Raw genomic sequence first — 15,887 nt, 5'->3', positions numbered from 1 at the left:
TTCGGTGGCCGGCCTTCGGCGTGTCGACCGTCAGTTCTGTGCAGCGACCGTGTCGTCCGTTCGCGGGGCGGCGGCCTGGTGATCACGGGACACCGCCGTCCGAACCAGCGCGTCGAGCGCCAGAACCCCCTGACCCCGGTGCTGCACCGACACGGGGTTCAGTTCCGCCTCGAGCACCTCGGTGTTCGACACGGCAAGGGTGGAGAGGGCGACGATGGTGTCGGCCAGAGCGTCGAGGTCCCCTTCGGGAAGGCCGCGGTACCCGGTGACCACGGACAGTCCCTTCACCTCGCCGATCATCTCGCGGGCGGTCTCGCGGGTGACCGGCGCCAGCCTGATCGACGAGTCCGCGAAGATCTCGGCCAGCACGCCGCCCGTGGAGAGGACGACGATGGGACCCACGTCGCGACTGACCCGGTAGCCGACCAGCGCGTCGGCGAGACCGCGAGAGGCCATCTGCTGCACGAGCACTCGGTCGACCACGACGTGGGGTGCGTGGTCGGCGACGTTCGCGACGATGCGCCGCGCCGCGGCGCGGACACCCTCCGCGTCGGTGACGTTCAGGACGACTCCGCCGACGTCGGACTTGTGCGGAACCTCGTCCGAGAGCACCTTGACGACGACGGGGTAGTCGAACGGGAGATCGAGCTCGACGCCGTCGTCCGCCAGGCTCGCGGTGTCGAGCGCGACGGACGGGCTCACCGCCACTCCGAGCCGACCGAGAAGCTGCCCCGACTCGAGCTCGTCGAGCACCGCGGTGGGGGCGTCGGCGTCCACCGCGAATCGGGTGCCGCCGCCGATGGTGGCCGGGACGCGCTGGTAGGTGGCGGCGATGACGTCGGCGCAGGACTCGGGCGTGCGGAACGCCGGGACGCCGGAGGTGTTCAGCAACGCGGCGGCGTCCGGGGCCTCGGGGAGGGCGAAGGCGACGATGGGCACCTCGTGGTCGCCGCGTTCGGAGATCGCCTGCACGGCCAATTCGGGATTGAGGCGAGCGGAGGATCCGATGACGAACACGATCAGGTCGAACTCGCGGCTGTTCTGCATGGCGTCGAGTGCCGCGGTGACGACGTCGTGTCGCGCGCCGGCGAGACCCAGATCGGCGATGCCGCTGTGGGGGATCGGTGCGCCGCGCTCCGCCATGATGGCCACGAGGTCTTCGCTCGGGCCGACGACCGTCAACCCGTGGAGAGCGAGCTGGTCGACCATGATCGCGGCACCGCCGCCGGTGGTGGTCACCACGCCGACGCGCGGCGAGACGGGAGTGGAGGAGGTGGGGACGCGGAGCAGCAGTCCGGGCGCCTCCACGAGGGACTCGAAGGTGTAGACGCGCGCGAATCCGCAAGCACGGAAGAAGGCTTCGGATTCACTGTCCTCGCCGGCGAGGGCTCCGGTGTGCGAGACCGAAAGCGCGGCGGCCTCGTCGGAGCGGCCGAGCTTGTAGACCGCGACGGGTTTGCCGGCGGCTGCCGCGGCGCGGGCGAAGGACGCGAGATCCTCGGAGTGGCGGAGTGATTCGAGGAACAGGGCGAAGGAGGTGACACCCGGATCGTCGACCATCGACTCGCACAGAGCGCCGAGCGACAGATCGGCCTCGCCGCCCGTGGAGACGAGTCCGGCGAAACCGATGCCGCGGCCGCGGGCGCGGCTGACGAGGGAGCCGATGACGCTGCCGGACTGCGAGGCGACGAAGATGCCGCCGGCCGGGATGTTCGGCTCGCCGAAGGCGGCGTTACCGGTGAGCATCACGCCGGTGCGGGGGTTGACCACCCCGAGGCTGCTCGGGCCGATCACGCGGACGGAGCCCGCGGCGGCGGCGGCACGCAGGCGCTCCTCGCGCTCGACACCCTCGGGGCCGTCCTCCGCGAAGCCCGAGGACAACACGGTGGCGGCCGTGACGCCCAGTGCGGCGCATTCCTCGACCGCGGCGATCGCGGCCTCGGCGCCGGTCATGATGTAGACGTGCTCGGGAACCTCCGGCAGCGCGGTGAGGCTCGGCCATGCCTTGGCGCCCTGCACCGTCTCGCGTCGGGGATTGACGAAGTAGGCGTTGCCTCGGTAGCCGGCCTGCGCGAGGAACTGTTGCGGGCGAGCCGTCGTCTTCGTCGGGTCGTCGGAGGCACCGACGATGGCGATGGACGCCGGGTCGATGAGTCGTTCGGCGAACGAGCGGTCTGTGCGGTGGTCGGTCATGGGCTCAACTCCTGCGAGCAGCGGTCGGGGGTGGCGTGACGGCGTCGCGCGGTGGGGTGGACCACACCACTGGGCCGACATGACGTACATTACACACTCTATAGACTACTGTCTATCAGGATGGGAGGTCATCGTGACCGAATGGGAGACCGACGGCGACGACACGTCCGAGCCCGGTGTGATCAACCGTGACACGCTGGTCGAGCGGTTGGCCGTCGTTCGGCACGCGAGCGCGCGCGCCGCCGACACCTACGTGGGACATCCGGTGCGCGGTTTCGTCCAGCGCACCTTCGGCGGGCACCTGGTGGCGCAGTCGATCCTCGCCGCGACCGAGACGGTCGAGTACTCCGATCGGGTCGTGAACTCGCTGCACTGCTCGTTCCTTCGCATCGGAACGCACGAGCGTCCGCTCGAGTACACGGTGTCCCGCATCAGGGACGGCCGATCGTTCTCGGTCCGCGAGACCGCCGTTCGTCAGGACGGGCGCGAACTCGCGCGACTGTCGATCACGTTCTGCACGACCGCAGCCCACGGCACCCCGTCGTCGTCGAGTGTTCCGCTCGACGTGCCTGCGCCGGACACGTTGGAACCGCTGCACCGCCGACGGGCTCTCGGCCTGCCTGCGGACGGCATCAAGCTGCCGGCACGGGAACACTGGTGGACTGCCTCGCGTCCGGTCGACATCCGCTACGTCGACGGGACCGACGACCGCACCTTCTGGTTCCGTACCGCCCCGGCGGAGGGCGCACCGCAGAACGTGCACCGCGCGATGCTCGCCTTCGCCAGTGACCGGTCACTGCTGCCCGTCATCGGCCACGCTCGCGGCGACCTCGAGACCGCCCACCTCATGCGCACCGCCAGCGTGGACCACGCGCTGTGGTTCCACGCCGACGTGACCGCGGGGGAATGGTTTCTCTACGTGCAGGATTCACCGTTCCACACGGCTCGATCCGGACTCGCCCACGGCAGCATCCTCGGGCGCGACGGCGAGCTCGTCGCCACCGTCATGCAGCAGGGACTGATCGTCGACGACCGCCCGGCCCGGAACTCGCGGTCCTGACACCCATCCGGCTCGAGCACCCGGACGAGGAATCAGGCTGCGGCTGCGCGACGGTCGGCGGCCACCGCCGCGGCGGCCTCGCGACCGGATCCGACAGCGCCCTCGAAGTAGCCGTTCCAGGTGTGGGCGTACTCCGTTCCGGCGAAATGGATGCGGCCGGCGGCGGGGCGCAGATCCTCTCCCACGCGGCTGAGTCCGCCTGCGCCGAATCCGGCCGAGAAGCAGCCTCCGGTCCAGCGCTCGTCGGCCCAGTCCAGGGTGACCGCGTCGCGATGCTCCCGCACCTGCGGACCGAAGACGTCCGCGAGGGATTCGACGATCGCGTCGACCGCGGCGTCGGGCGACAATCGGCGCAGGGCGATCGCCTCGTCGCCGTACACGAACGCCGTGAGGACGCCGCCGACGGCGTCGGGGGTGGTGCCGTCGGCGGTCTCGGTCACCACGCCGGCGGAATGGTTGCTCTGCCCGGACAATCCGGCGTCGCGCCAGAACGGTCGGTCGTAGACCAGGTTGGTCTTGATGCCGATGCCGCCGTGCAGGCGGCCGAGCGCCAGTCGCTTGGGCAGGGGCAGGTCCGGGGTGAATCGGATCGCCGACGGAACGGTGGCGGCCGGGATCGCGACGATCACGTGATCGGCACGAAGCGTGCCGGCGGAGGTGTGCACGACGACGACGTCGTCGACGAGCTCGACGGCGTGCACGGGCTCGTTCAGCCGCACGCTGCCCGCCGGAAGCGACCGGGCGATGGCCTCCGCGACGGCGTGCGGGCCGCCGACGATGCGGTCCTGCTGCGCCCCGCCCTCGGCGTCGAGAAGCGTGCCGACACCGTGGCCGCTCGCCACGTAGAACGCGAGATCCAGCACGGAGGCCTCGCCGGCGGACACGGTCTTCAGACCGCCGGCGAGGAGGCGCCCGACCAGTGCCTTCTCGTCGGGAGTGCCTGTGTCCCGAGTGTCGAGCCAGGCCTGGAGGGTGAGGGCGTCGAGTGCCGTCGCCTGCGGGTGATCCCACGGGGCGTGCGTGTCGACGGTGGCGGCCAGCGCGTCGAACTCGTCGAGGAGTCGGATCGCGCCCGCCGGGAGCTCGTGCAGCAGTGCGTCGCCCACGCGGTAGACGGGGGCCCCGTGCGCGGGCAGTGGGTAGGTCTCCACGCCGTGCTCGGCGGCCAACGCGTACATCGCGTCCTGCGTCGGACCGATCCACTGCCCGCCGACGTCCACGGAGGTGCCGTCGTCGAGATGGACCGTGTGGGCCCGGCCGCCGACGCGGTCGCGGGCCTCGAGCACGACGACGCCGATGCCGTCGTCCGCCAGTGCTCGTGCTGCGGCCAGGCCGGCGAATCCGGCTCCGATGACCACGGTGTCGACCTTCTCGTTCCGGGCGTTCACGACGTTCGTCCTCCTGTGTCGGCCGCGAGGGCTGTTCCTCGGGGCCTTTCCAGATTTATTCTACACCGTAGATTCTACACTGTAGGTGAACGTTGGCCGGCCGGTCGGGAACGGCGGAGGTGCCTCCCGACGAGCATCGACACCACGTCTGCGACAGGTCTCGCCGTGTGCCGCCCGGGATTCGCCATCCCTTTCCGGCGGCGGTCTGCGGATCTACACTCGGGCGGTGCATCGCGTCTTCACCACTCCGGTGTCCTCGGTCTATCCGCACTACGTCACCAAGGCGGAGCGGAAGGGTCGAACCAAGGCCGAGGTCGACGAGATCCTGCGCTGGCTCACGGGATTCGACGACGACGAGCTGACGCGTCACCTCGACCGGGACACCACGTTCCTCGACTTCTTCGACGCGGCGCACCTCAATCCGAACGCTCCCCTCGTCACGGGGTCCGTGTGCGGGGTGCGGGTCGAGAACGTCGAGGACCCGCTGATGCAGAACATCCGCCGACTGGACAAGCTGATCGACGAGCTGGCCAAGGGGCGCCCGATGGAGAAGATCCTGCGGTCCTGACCGCCCACCGATCCCGAGGACTGCCGTGCGCGCATCGTCTGCTCTGCGAACGTTCGTCGTGGGCCTCGTCCTGGCTGCTGCCACCGCGACGGGTCTCGGCCCCGTCGCGGCGCAGCCGGCCGCGCCGCCGCCTCCGTCCACCGACCCGTTTCGCGAGTGGTCCGCGCCGCTGACCGATCGGGCGCCGGGGGAGATCCTGCGGTCGCGTCCGGTGCCCTACGGTGCCCCCGGCCTCGCGACGCCCATCGCGTCCACTCAGGTGCTCTATCGCACCACCGATCAGCAGGACCGCCCCGCCGTGACGGTCGCGACGGTGCTCCGCCCACTCGTGCCCGGACCGACGCGAATGATCTCCTTCCACACGGCGTACGACGGGCTCGGACCCGACTGCAATCCGTCGTGGACTCTCACCGGTCGCGGCACCAGCGAGACTGCGGTGATCGAGCAGGGCCTGATCACCGGGTACCTCGCGGCGGGCTACACCGTGGTCGTCCCGGTCTACGAGGGCGAGCAGTCCGAATGGACCATCGGTCGACAGTCCGGCTACGCCGCGCTGGACGGCATCAGGGCCGCACAGTCCTTCCTGTCCCTGCCGCCGTCGACACCCGTGGGCATGATCGGCTACTCGGGCGGATCCGTCCCCACGCAGTGGGGGGCGGAGGTGGCGCCGACCTATGCCCCGGAGCTCGCGCTGGTGGGCGCGGCCGCCGGCGGACTTCCCGTGAACCTCGCGCACAACCTGCCCTACGTCAGCGGCTCGGCCGGTTGGGCGGGCGTCATCCCGGCCCTCGTCGTCGCCTACCAGCGCACGTACGGACTCGACACCGACGCGTTCCTCTCCGAGGAGGGGCGCACCGTGACCGCGCAGGTTCAGGACCGTTGTATCGCCGGGTTCGCCGCGTCGTATCCGGGGTTGACCGACGCCGCGATGGTGCGACCGCCGTACCGATCGTTGCTGGACGTGCCTGCCGTCGTCGCCGCCGTCGGCGACAACGTCATGGGGACCGCGGGGACGCCGCGAATCCCGATGTTTCTGGCGGTGGGCGACATCGACGGCACCGGCGACTCGGTCATGATCACCGCGGACGTGCGGGACCTGGCGGGGGAGTACTGCGATCGCGGTGTCCCCGTCGTCTACCACCAGTACGACGGGGCGAGCCACACGGACGCGTTCCCCCGTTTCGAGGCGGACGCCGCGCAGTTCCTCGCCGACCGGTTCGCCGGAACGCCGACGGCGACCACCTGCGCCTGACGGGCGGACATGCCCTGGCGCACACAGGTCGATCCGATGGGTGGGATCCCGTCGATCGGTGCGACTCGTGTGCGCTGAGGCAGGACGGTCAGGTGGTGACGCGCAGCCGGGTCTCGAACTCCCGCTCGAGGTCGCGCCAGGATTCCGCCTCGGCGTCGAACGGCGGGCTCGGTGCCATCCGGCCGGGCGTCGGCTCGAGAATCCCCGACACCAGCCAGCCCAGCGGGGTGGACGGTGCCAGCGCTTCCTCGACCGAAGTGTCCCCGGCGAAATCCGCTGCGTCCGAGACGAGTTCGACGGCCAGATCGAGCTGATCGGCGTCGACGGCCTCGGGGCCGCGAGCCAGATCGTCCGCGATCCCGGGCAGAACGTAGACGTTCTCGTCGGTCACCACGACGTCGAGAGAGCCGTCGATGGCCGCGGTCCGCACGTCGTCGTACGTCTCGAGGGAGGCGAGGTCGTGTTCGTGGTCGTCGGCCAGGTAGCGCGCCAGTGCCCGCTCACTGGTGAACACCAGGATCGCCCCCGAACGCCCGAGGAAGATCGGCTCGTCGTCGAGGTAGCAGCGCAGCGTGTAGTACGTGTTCTCGCCGGTGATGATGCGAATGGGGTCGATGCCGACGGAGGCCCAGAAGTCGTCCTCGTCGAGATCCTCGTCGTCGAGTTCGTCCTCCGAGTCGTCGTCCCGGTCCGCCGACACCCCGCCGACGGCAGGAATCGCGGCGGCGTCGGTGCGGGGCTCGACGTCGAGGTCGGGATCGTCCGTCTCGTCGGGTGCGTCCGCGTCGACGATGTTCTCGGCGGCCGCGACGATCTCGGCGTCCGCATCCGCCACCGCCTTGTCGTCGACCTCGGGGGTGACGAGCACGCCGTCGATCTCGTCCAGGACGTCGTCCCACCCGGTGGCCAGGGCCGCGCCGATGCGGTTCCACAGCTGCTTGCCCTCGCGGCCGACGAACGCGTCGGCGCCGCGCCCGAGGACCGCGAAGAGGTGGTTCGCCGAGAAGTAGCGCGTGACGGTGTCGAGCTCACAGACCTCACCGAGGGTGCGCGCCATCCCCAGCGCGCGGGCCAGCTCGATCACGTTCTCCTCGGTCGGCTCCTCCGCCGCGAGCTCGGGGACACCGACGAGGTCGTACACGTGATCGTCGTCCGGCTCGATGTGCTCGGCGGACAGGGCTCGCACCGTGCGCCACTGCGGGTGGTCGACCAGATCGTTGTCGTCGTCGGCGCGGATGAACGCCGCGAGGTGGGCGACCGACGGGAAGGCGAACAAGGCGTCGTCGCGGCCGAGGAAGGCTTCCCACTCCTCGCCGTCCTCGCGCCATTCCGGCGCCCACAGGGTGACCAGGTCGCCGGCGGTGACTCCGAGCTCGATCGGGACGATGTCCTGTGCCATGCGCGCGAGCCTATCTCAGCGCCCGAGCGGCGGCGGGCCGCGCACCGAGGCCTCACTCCGTGGGTCGATAGAACCCGTGAAAGGTCATGCCCGCGTTGGTGGTTCGGACGGGCGACACGGACACCGGATCACCCGCCTCGACCAGTTGCCCGTTGCCCACCACCATCGCGACGTGGCCGTCCCACACCGCGAGATCTCCGGGCATCAGGTTCTCCACCGACACCGGGCTCCCGACCGACTGCTCGGCAGCGAGACGGGGAATGTCCACCCCGGCCTGGCCGTACGCGCTCTGCGTCAGGCCGCTGCAGTCCAGGCCCTGGCCGGGCGTGGTGCCGCCCCAGACGTACGGGGTGCCCTGCTGCGCGAGGGCGAAGCGGACGGCCTCGGCCGCCCGCGCGTTCGGTGCCAGCGCCGTGGACCCGTCCGGGAGCACGACCTCGCGGCCCGTTCCACCCGCGGCGGGGTCGTACGCCCGATGGCCGGGCGCCGAGTCGGCAGGTCCGGCGTCCGGAGCGGCCGGCGACGGGTCGAGCGTGCCGCGCAGGAACCGCTCGGCATCGGTGACGGCGGACGAGGCCCCCGGTACCGCCGGCACGACCGGAGGGATCAGAGCCGACACCTCGGCGCCCAGCGCATCGAGTTCGGCCCGCACCCGCGCCGCGACCGCACCCGCCTCCGTCACGGCCGACTGCGCCAGTGCCGCCAGTGCCGCGGCACCGGCCGGAGTCACGGCGGTCGGCAGCAGCGGCGCCGCGGTAGCGACGAACGAGGCGGCGATCGCCTCCACCTCCGCGGTTCCCCGCGCCACCACCTCGCAGGCACGTCCGGCGAGCACCGACAACGCCTCGGATTCCCGCGCCAGCGCCGTCGCCGCCTCGGCGGCGCGGGCGACCACCTCACCGGCCGCGGTCGCGGCGGGACCGGACCACGGGATCCCGTCGAGAGCGGAGCGCAACGAGGAGCCGACGGCATCGGCGGCCTGCGCCCCGCCCGCGAGGACGGTGTCCACGGAGCCGGGCGGCAGGACCCCGCGGCCCAGCTCGGCGAGCACCCCGTCGATCGGAGCGAGGAGGGAGTCGAGTCCGGGCACCGTGAGGGTGAGGGTGATCGAGTCCGGTGCCGCATCGGCCGGCAGTGCGGTGGCAGGGCTTGCAGCGGTGGCAGGGGCTGCAGCGGCGACGGGGGACACCGGCTCGGTGGACGCCCTCATCCGCGCAAGTCCGCGGCCGTGGCGTCGTCACCCTCGGTGTACGCGTGCGCCGCCGAGCCGACCCGCGCGCCGACGGTGTCGATCACCTCGGCGAGGGCGTCGAGCGACCCGCAGTGACGACCGACGGCCGTACCGAAGACGGCGGCGAACGCGCCTCCGATCGGCCCCAGGGCCGGACCCACGACGGCGGCCGCGCGCCCGGCGCCGGCGACGTCCGCCGTCGCCGCGGCGGTGCGGTGCAGCGAGGCGGCCAGGGTGAGCAGATGCTCCGGGTCGACGTGAACGGCGGGGGTGATCATGGGCGAGTCCTCTCGTGAGCGGTCACGGCACCGTCCGAGCACGGAGGGGCCGCTGTCGTCTTGGACGCCGCGCCCCCGGTTCCGGTTCCGCCCCTCTAGGGTCGACGGCGTGACCACCACCCCCGGTATGGAGACGATCGTCCTCGACCACCCCCTCGCGTCCGCGCTGTTGACCCAGATGCGTGACCGTGCCACCGACAACCCCGGTTTCCGGTCGGCGCTCCGACAGCTCACCCAGATGTTGGTGTACGAGGCGTTGCGCGACGCACCGCTCGAGACGTTCGACGTCGACACCCCCGTCGCGACGACCACGGGCCACCGCCTGGCCTCGCCGCCCCTGCTGGTCCCGGTTCTGCGCGCCGGACTCGGCATGGTGGAGAAGGCGAGCTCGCTCATTCCGCAGTCGCGCGTGGGATTCGTCGGCATCGCCCGCGACGAGAAGACGCACCAGCCCACGCCGTACATGGAATCGCTGCCCGACGATCTGGCCGGATACCCGGTCTACGTCCTCGATCCCATGCTCGCCACCGGCGGGTCGATGGTGCACACCATCGAACTGCTCGTCCAACGCGGTGCCGACGACGTCACGGCGATCTGCGTCGTCGCGGCACCGGAGGGCGTCGAGACGCTGGGCGCGGCGGGGTTGCCCGTCCGGCTGATCGCGGCCGCCGTCGACGAGGGCCTGAACGAGAACGCCTACATCGTGCCGGGTCTGGGCGATGCAGGGGATCGGCAGTTCGGACCGCGCTGACGGTCAGAACGTCCGGGCGAACTCCTCGAGCTCGGCGAGCACGGCCCGCGCGCGTGCCCGCGCCGAGTCGAGGTCCGCGCGGCCGTCCACGGGTTCGATCACCTCGAGGTAGGCCTTGAGCTTCGGTTCGGTTCCCGACGGCCGCACCATCACGCGGAAGCGATCGCCGACGAGTTCCAGTGCGTCGGTGCGCAGTTCGTCGGTGCGGTCGTTCAGGTCCGACGTCGTGACGGTGGACCCCGCCAGGGTGGTCGGCGGGTTCGACCGCAGCCGTCCGGTCATGGCGGTGATCTCGGCGAGCTCCTCGACGCGTCGGGACACCTGAGCGCCCACACGGGCCCCGAACTCGACGTCGAGGTCGTCCAGGACGTCGAGCAGAGTCCGCCCGTCGCGGGCCAGTTCGGCGGCGACATGGGCGAGCAGAACGGCGGCGGAGATCCCGTCCTTGTCTCGCACCGCGTCCGGGTCGACGCAGTGGCCGATGGCTTCCTCGTACGCGTAGACCAGACCGTCGCCGGCGCGCACGAGCCACTTGAACCCGGTGAGCGTCCGACGGTGGCGGGCGCCGCGGGCGGCCGCGAGCGGGCCCAGCAGCGTGGACGAGACGATGGTGGACGCCACCAGGGCGCCCGGTGCGCTGGACCGCAGGATGTGGTCCGCGAGCACGGCGCCCGTCTCGTCGCCGCTGAGCATCCGCCACCCGTCCGGCCCGCGCACGCCGACGGCGCACCGATCGGCATCCGGGTCCAGGGCCACGGCGAGGGTCGCGTCGGATCGCTCGGCCAGCGCGAGCAGGAGATCGGCGGCTCCTGCCTCCTCGGGGTTCGGGAACGCGACCGTCCGGAAGTCGGGGTCGGGGGCGAACTGGTCGTCGACGGTGACGACGTCGTCGAACCCGGCGCGGCGGAGCGCCTCGACGGCGAGGTCGCCGCCGACACCGTGCAGTGGAGTCAACGCGATCCTGATGCGGGAGTGGCTCTCTCGCGGGGGAACCCGGTGCCGGAGGCGATCGAGATACGGGCCGACCACGTCGTCGGTGGTCGGGGCGACGGCGGTCCGGGGGATCCGGGCGGCCCCGTCCGCCGACCGGATGAGGGCCTCGATCTCGCGGTCGGCGGGGGAGACCAGCTGCGCTCCGCCGTCGAGGTAGAGCTTGTAGCCGTTGTCGGCGGGCGGATTGTGCGACGCGGTGATCTGCACGCCCGCGACGGCGCCGCGCGCGCGGGTCGTGAACGCCAGGATCGGCGTCGGCAGCGGGTGGGGGAGCAGCGTGACGCGAAATCCCCTCGCGGCGAACACTTCTGCCGCGGCGGTGGCGAACGCGGCGGAGCCGTGACGGGCGTCGCGGCCGACCACGATCTCGGACCCTGGTGCGTGCCGCGCCGACAGGTAGGCGGCGACACCGGCGCTCGCGCGGACGACGACGGCGACGTTCATGCCGTTCGGGCCCGCTCGGACCGGACCGCGCAGGCCGGCCGTGCCGAAGGCGAGGGTGGCGGCGAAACGATCGGCCAGGTCGTCGTCGGAGGCCGCCAGCAGCTCGGCGCGCGCGTCCGGATCGGGATCGTCGGCGAGCCAGCGGTCCAGACGGTCCCGGTCGAAGGCGGTCACAGGTGCGGAACCAGGTCGCGCAGCAGCGTTCCCATCCGGACGGCCGACGCGGCGCCGGCGGCGATGACCTCCTCGCCGTCCAACGGCTCGCCGGTGATGCCCGCGGCCAGATTGGTCACCAGGGAGATACCCAGCACGCGCGCCCCCACGGCCCGCGCGGCGATGGTCTCGTGGACCGTCGACATCCCCACCAGGTCCGCGCCGAGGGTACGGAGCATGCGGATCTCGGCGGGCGTCTCGTAGTGCGGGCCCGGCAGTCCGGCGTAGACGCCCTCGGCGAGCGTCGGGTCGGTGGACCGGGCCACCGCGCGCAACTCGGCGGAGTAGGCGTCGACGAGGTTCACGAACTGCGCGCCGATCATCGGCGAGCGGCCCGTCAGGTTCAGGTGGTCCGAGATCAGGACGGGGTCGCCCACGGCCATGCCGTCCCGGATGCCGCCGGCGGCGTTGGTCAGCACGACCGTCCGCGCGCCCGCCGCGGCCGCCGTCCGCACCGGGTGGACCACTCGCGCGAGGTGATGTCCCTCGTAGGCGTGCGTGCGGCCCAACAGGATCAGCACCGGGGTCTCGCCGACCCGGACCGACCACATGGAGTTGCTGTGCCCCAGGGCGCGCGGCGCCGCGAAGCCGGGCAGCTCGGACATGGGGACGACGTGGTCCGGGTCGCCGAACTGCTCGGCGGCCCGCTGCCATCCCGATCCCAGGACGACGGCGACGGGATGACGCTCGACGCCGGTGATCCGCGCGAGTGCTGCGGCGGCGGCCTCGGCGGCGGCGGTGGGGTCGAGTTCCGGGTCGGCGGCTGCGTGGGGGGTGTTCACCCGACCGACCCTAGTGCGATCGCCCGGTCAATCCGCGTACGTCCGGTAGAGCCGCCAGAACCACACCGACGCCGCCGATCCGAGGACCACGCCGGAGCCGTAGGCGCCCACCGACACCAACATCGCCGACGCCGCCACGAGGAGGACGATGACGACGGTCTGCAGAACGGCCGCGAGATGCACCGATCACCGCTCCTCTCGCTGTCGACCGGCGCCGCCGTGGAGGGTTACCGGTGAGTACCATCCGATCATGCCTGCACTCGAGCGCGACGGGGACGTCTTCGTCCTCAGCCTTGCCCATGCCGACGGTGTCAATCCGGAGAATCGCTTCCATCCGGACTGGATCGAGCAGGTCCACGGCCTGCTCGACGAGGTCGACGCGGTGGACGGGCCGGCCGCTCTGGTGACGGTCGGTGCGGGCAAGTTCTACTCCAACGGGCTCGACACGGACTATCTCTTCGCCCACGCCGACCGCATTCCGGAGTACCTCGACCTCGTGCACACGGTCTACACGCGCCTGCTGCGGTTCCCGATGGCCACCGTCGCCGCGATCAACGGCCACGCCTTCGGTGCCGGGGCCATGCTCGCGCTGTGCCACGACACGTCGGTCATGCGGGCCGACCGCGGCTTCTTCTGCCTGCCGGAGGTCAACCTCGGCATGCCGTTCACCGAGGGCATGTCCACGCTGCTGCTCGAACGGCTGCCGAACGCCACGGCCGTGGAGGCCATGACCACCGGCCGCCGCTACGGCGCCGCCGACGCGGTCGCGCACCACATCGTGGGGGAGAGCGCGGCCGAGGACGCCGTCGTCGCCCGAGCGGTCGAGATCGCCGCCGCGCGCACCGCGACGCACGGCCCGAACATGACGTCGATCAAGGACAGCATTCACACCAGGACGCTGGCCGCGCTGTCGGTGCAGACGGGTGAGAGCTCGTTCTCGTTCGGCTCCTGACCGGTGACAGCCGACCGGTGACAGACTGTCCGGCGTGACCTTCTCCCCGGCCGACGCCCTCGACGGCGTCGTCACCGCCGCCGCATCGGACCTCGTCGCGCTGTCGCACGCGATCCACGCGCGTCCGGAACTGGCGTTCGAGGAGACCTTCGCCTCGGCGGCCACGGCCGATCTCCTGGCCTCCGGCGGCTTCGAGGTCACCCGCGGTGTGGCGGGGCTGCCGACGGCGTTCGACGCGCAATACGGCTCCGGTGACCTGGTGATCGCCCTGTGCGCGGAGTACGACGCGTTGCCGGAGATCGGCCACGCGTGCGGGCACAACATCATCGCGGCATCGGCGGTCGGAGCGGGCCTGGCACTCGCCTCCGTCGCGGAGGAGCTGGGTCTGACCGTCCGGGTGCTCGGCACGCCGGCCGAGGAGACCGGCGGCGGCAAGGTGGTCATGCTCGAGGCCGGGCTGTTCGACGACGTGGGCGCGGCGATGATGGTGCATCCCGGGCCGTTCGACATCGTGGCGGCGCGCTCGCTCGCGTTGGCGGACATCGCGGTGCGGTACACCGGCCGGGAGGCCCATGCGTCCGCGGCGCCCGAGTGGGGGATCAACGCCGCCGACGCCGCCACCGTCGCGCAGGTGAGCATCGGCCTCCTCCGGCAGCATCTGCGGCCCGGTCAGCAGGTGCACGGCATCGTCGGGCACGCGGGGACGGCGCCCAACATCGTTCCCGGGTCGGCGGAACTGCTCTACTACCTCCGGGCCGACACCGCGGACGAGTTGGCCGATCTGGATCGGCGAGCGCGAGGCTGCTTCGAGGCCGGCGCGGTGGCCACCGGATGCACGCACGACGTGGTGACGGTGTCGCCGACGTACACGGAACTGACGCCGGACCCGTGGCTGGTCGAGCGCTACCGCGACGTGGTCGGCGACCTCGGACGCACCGCCGTACCCCGCGAGTTCGAGACGTCGCGGCCGTTCGGCAGTACGGACATGGGTAACGTGACTGCCCGCGTCCCGGGCATCCACCCGGTGATCGGGTTGGATTCGCAGGGATCCGTCACCCACCAACCACAGTTCGCTGCGGCGTGCGCGACCGAGTCCGCCGACCGCGCCGTGGTGGACGGTGCCCGAGCTCTGGCGCGGGTCGCCGCGCTCGCGGCCACCGACACGCACCACCGCGACCGCCTCGTCGCGGCGGCACACGAGAGGACGAGACGACCATGAACCCCGCCGACGCCTGGATCGATGCACACGGTGCGGATCTGGTGGCGTGGCGTCGTCGCATCCACGCGCATCCGGAGTTGGCGCGGCAGGAGTTCGCGACCACCGCGCTGGTCGTCGACACGCTCCGCGCTGTCGGCCTGTCGCCGACGGTGATGCCGGGCGGCACCGGCGTGGTGTGCGACATCGGTCCCGCGGGCCCGCGGATCGCGCTGCGGGCGGACATGGACGCGCTGCCGCTCACCGAGTTCACGGGCGCGGAGTACTCGTCGACGGTGCCGGGGGTGTCCCATGCCTGCGGTCACGACGCCCACACGACCGTCCTGCTGGCGACGGGCGTGGTGCTCGCGTCGCTGCCGAGTCTTCCGCACGGGGTCCGGCTGATCTTCCAGCCCGCCGAGGAGGTCATGCCCGGCGGCGCGCTGGATTTGGTGGCGGCCGGGGTGCTCGACGGCGTCGCCCAGATCCACGCCCTGCACTGCGATCCCCGCCTCGAGGTGGGCAAGGTGGGCATCCGCGTCGGGGCGATCACCTCGGCCGCGGACACGGTCGAACTCCGACTGCACTCCGCCGGTGGGCACACCTCCCGCCCGCATCTGACCTCCGACCTCGTCTATGCGCTGGGGTCGGTCGTCACGGCGCTGCCGGGACTGTTGAGCCGCCGGGTGGACCCGCGGACCAGCACCGTCATGGTGTGGGGTGCAGTGGTCGCGGGCCAGGCGCCGAACGCGATCCCGCAGACGGGCATGCTCACCGGCACCGTCCGCACCGGGGACCATCAGACCTGGGAACTGCTCGAGCCGCTGGTGCAGGAGATCGTGGCCGGGGTCCTGGCCCCGACCGGCGTGAAGTTCGAGGTCGACTACCGCCGCGGCGTGCCGCCCGTCGTCAACGACGAGCACGCGACGCGCCGATTCGAGGCGGCCATTCGCACGATCGGTCCCGACGCGCTCGCGGACACGGCCCAGTCGGGCGGCGGGGAGGACTTCTCCTGGTACCTCGAGCACGTGCCGGGGGCGATGGCCCGTCTGGGTGTGTGGTCCGGTCACGGTCCGCAGCTCGACATCCACCAACCGACGTTCGACCTCGACGAGCGGGCGCTGGCCGTCGGGGTCCGGGTCATGACCGCACTGGCGCTGGGACTGGACGGGCCCGAGCACGCCTGAA

The 15,887-nt window shown here is 71.8% G+C and carries 15 protein-coding genes; 7 read left to right on the top strand and 8 right to left on the bottom strand.

The genetic code is table 11. From position 1 onward, the window contains the following. Positions 1-30: 30 nt before the first annotated feature. Positions 31-2,193: an acetate--CoA ligase family protein gene (locus tag RC2_RS15505; protein ID WP_082895317.1), complete on the bottom strand. Its 2,163-nt coding sequence runs from the start codon at positions 2,191-2,193 to the stop codon at positions 31-33. A 133-nt stretch (positions 2,194-2,326) separates the two neighbouring features. Here RC2_RS15505 and RC2_RS15500 point away from each other — a divergent pair, with 133 nt between their 5' ends. Continuing rightward, positions 2,327-3,253, top strand: coding sequence for an acyl-CoA thioesterase (locus RC2_RS15500; RefSeq protein WP_245811138.1), 927 nt, complete (start codon positions 2,327-2,329; stop codon positions 3,251-3,253). A 32-nt stretch (positions 3,254-3,285) separates the two neighbouring features. Here RC2_RS15500 and RC2_RS15495 read toward each other — a convergent pair whose 3' ends face one another. Further along, positions 3,286-4,641 (bottom strand): flavin monoamine oxidase family protein, encoded by a 1,356-nt coding sequence (locus RC2_RS15495; RefSeq protein ID WP_068144400.1) that lies wholly within the window; start codon positions 4,639-4,641, stop codon positions 3,286-3,288. 226 nt (positions 4,642-4,867) lie between these two features. Here RC2_RS15495 and RC2_RS15490 point away from each other — a divergent pair, with 226 nt between their 5' ends. Then, entirely contained in the window at positions 4,868-5,209 is a 342-nt protein-coding gene (locus RC2_RS15490) for a DUF2200 domain-containing protein (protein ID WP_068144397.1), read from the top strand. Between the two features lie 25 nt (positions 5,210-5,234). Continuing rightward, complete coding sequence (locus tag RC2_RS15485; protein ID WP_068144393.1) at positions 5,235-6,461, top strand: lipase family protein; 1,227 nt, start codon at positions 5,235-5,237, stop codon at positions 6,459-6,461. Positions 6,462-6,549: 88 nt separating this feature from the next. Here the strand turns inward: RC2_RS15485 and RC2_RS15480 are convergent, their stop codons facing one another. From RC2_RS15480 to RC2_RS15470, 3 genes are read right to left on the bottom strand one after another with little or no spacing between them, the layout of a single operon-like run. Continuing rightward, positions 6,550-7,860: a SatS C-terminal domain-containing protein gene (locus RC2_RS15480; protein ID WP_068144391.1), complete on the bottom strand. Its 1,311-nt coding sequence runs from the start codon at positions 7,858-7,860 to the stop codon at positions 6,550-6,552. 52 nt (positions 7,861-7,912) lie between these two features. Beyond that, on the bottom strand, positions 7,913-9,070 hold the full coding sequence (locus tag RC2_RS15475) for a C40 family peptidase (RefSeq protein ID WP_082895316.1): 1,158 nt from the start codon (positions 9,068-9,070) through the stop codon (positions 7,913-7,915). Continuing rightward, positions 9,067-9,369 carry a type VII secretion target gene (locus RC2_RS15470; RefSeq protein ID WP_068144386.1) on the bottom strand — a complete coding sequence of 101 codons (303 nt, stop codon included), beginning with the start codon at positions 9,367-9,369 and terminating at the stop codon, positions 9,067-9,069. The genes RC2_RS15475 and RC2_RS15470 overlap by 4 nt, the downstream gene beginning before the upstream one ends. 127 nt (positions 9,370-9,496) lie before the next feature. Here RC2_RS15470 and upp point away from each other — a divergent pair, with 127 nt between their 5' ends. Further along, complete coding sequence (gene upp / locus RC2_RS15465; protein ID WP_068144383.1) at positions 9,497-10,120, top strand: uracil phosphoribosyltransferase; 624 nt, start codon at positions 9,497-9,499, stop codon at positions 10,118-10,120. A gap of 3 nt (positions 10,121-10,123) precedes the next feature. Here upp and RC2_RS15460 read toward each other — a convergent pair whose 3' ends face one another. Genes RC2_RS15460 through RC2_RS18975 form a run of 3 tightly spaced genes read right to left on the bottom strand, consistent with a single transcriptional unit; the run spans position 10,124 to position 12,735 of the window. Next, positions 10,124-11,731, bottom strand: a complete 1,608-nt coding sequence (locus tag RC2_RS15460) for a phospho-sugar mutase (RefSeq protein ID WP_068144381.1) — start codon at positions 11,729-11,731, stop codon at positions 10,124-10,126. Continuing rightward, the gene (locus RC2_RS15455) at positions 11,728-12,552 is read right to left on the bottom strand and encodes a purine-nucleoside phosphorylase (RefSeq protein WP_068144378.1); all 825 of its coding nucleotides are present in this window, start codon (positions 12,550-12,552) and stop codon (positions 11,728-11,730) included. Before RC2_RS15455 ends, RC2_RS15460 begins: the two co-directional genes overlap by 4 nt. A gap of 27 nt (positions 12,553-12,579) precedes the next feature. After that, a complete protein-coding gene (locus RC2_RS18975) occupies positions 12,580-12,735 on the bottom strand; it encodes a hypothetical protein (protein ID WP_156509716.1) in 156 nt (51 codons plus the stop codon). Between the two features lie 67 nt (positions 12,736-12,802). Here RC2_RS18975 and RC2_RS15450 point away from each other — a divergent pair, with 67 nt between their 5' ends. From RC2_RS15450 to RC2_RS15440, 3 genes are read left to right on the top strand one after another with little or no spacing between them, the layout of a single operon-like run. Then, on the top strand, positions 12,803-13,504 hold the full coding sequence (locus RC2_RS15450; protein ID WP_068144376.1) for an enoyl-CoA hydratase/isomerase family protein: 702 nt from the start codon (positions 12,803-12,805) through the stop codon (positions 13,502-13,504). A gap of 34 nt (positions 13,505-13,538) precedes the next feature. Then, complete coding sequence (locus RC2_RS15445) at positions 13,539-14,723, top strand: M20 family metallopeptidase (RefSeq protein ID WP_068144373.1); 1,185 nt, start codon at positions 13,539-13,541, stop codon at positions 14,721-14,723. Continuing rightward, complete coding sequence (locus tag RC2_RS15440) at positions 14,720-15,886, top strand: M20 family metallopeptidase (RefSeq protein ID WP_068144372.1); 1,167 nt, start codon at positions 14,720-14,722, stop codon at positions 15,884-15,886. Before RC2_RS15445 ends, RC2_RS15440 begins: the two co-directional genes overlap by 4 nt. The last annotated feature ends 1 nt before the right edge of the window (position 15,887 follow it).

Source organism: Rhodococcoides corynebacterioides NBRC 14404 (genome assembly GCF_001894765.1).
Taxonomy (GTDB): domain Bacteria; phylum Actinomycetota; class Actinomycetes; order Mycobacteriales; family Mycobacteriaceae; genus Rhodococcoides; species Rhodococcoides corynebacterioides.
Note: the sequence above shows the minus strand (reverse complement) of the source record. Positions and strands in the feature narration are given on the sequence as shown.

Bases quoted from the DNA above. Each gene is read 5' to 3' on its own strand.
- RC2_RS15505 (WP_082895317.1), bottom strand. From the start codon at position 2,193: ATGACCGACCACCGCACAGACCGCTCGTTCGCCGAACGACTCATCGAC.
- RC2_RS15480 (WP_068144391.1), bottom strand. From the start codon at position 7,860: ATGGCACAGGACATCGTCCCGATCGAGCTCGGAGTCACCGCCGGCGAC.
- RC2_RS15475 (WP_082895316.1), bottom strand. From the start codon at position 9,070: ATGAGGGCGTCCACCGAGCCGGTGTCCCCCGTCGCCGCTGCAGCCCCT.
- RC2_RS15470 (WP_068144386.1), bottom strand. From the start codon at position 9,369: ATGATCACCCCCGCCGTTCACGTCGACCCGGAGCATCTGCTCACCCTG.
- upp (WP_068144383.1), top strand. From the start codon at position 9,497: ATGGAGACGATCGTCCTCGACCACCCCCTCGCGTCCGCGCTGTTGACC.
- RC2_RS15450 (WP_068144376.1), top strand. From the start codon at position 12,803: ATGCCTGCACTCGAGCGCGACGGGGACGTCTTCGTCCTCAGCCTTGCC.
- RC2_RS15440 (WP_068144372.1), top strand. From the start codon at position 14,720: ATGAACCCCGCCGACGCCTGGATCGATGCACACGGTGCGGATCTGGTG.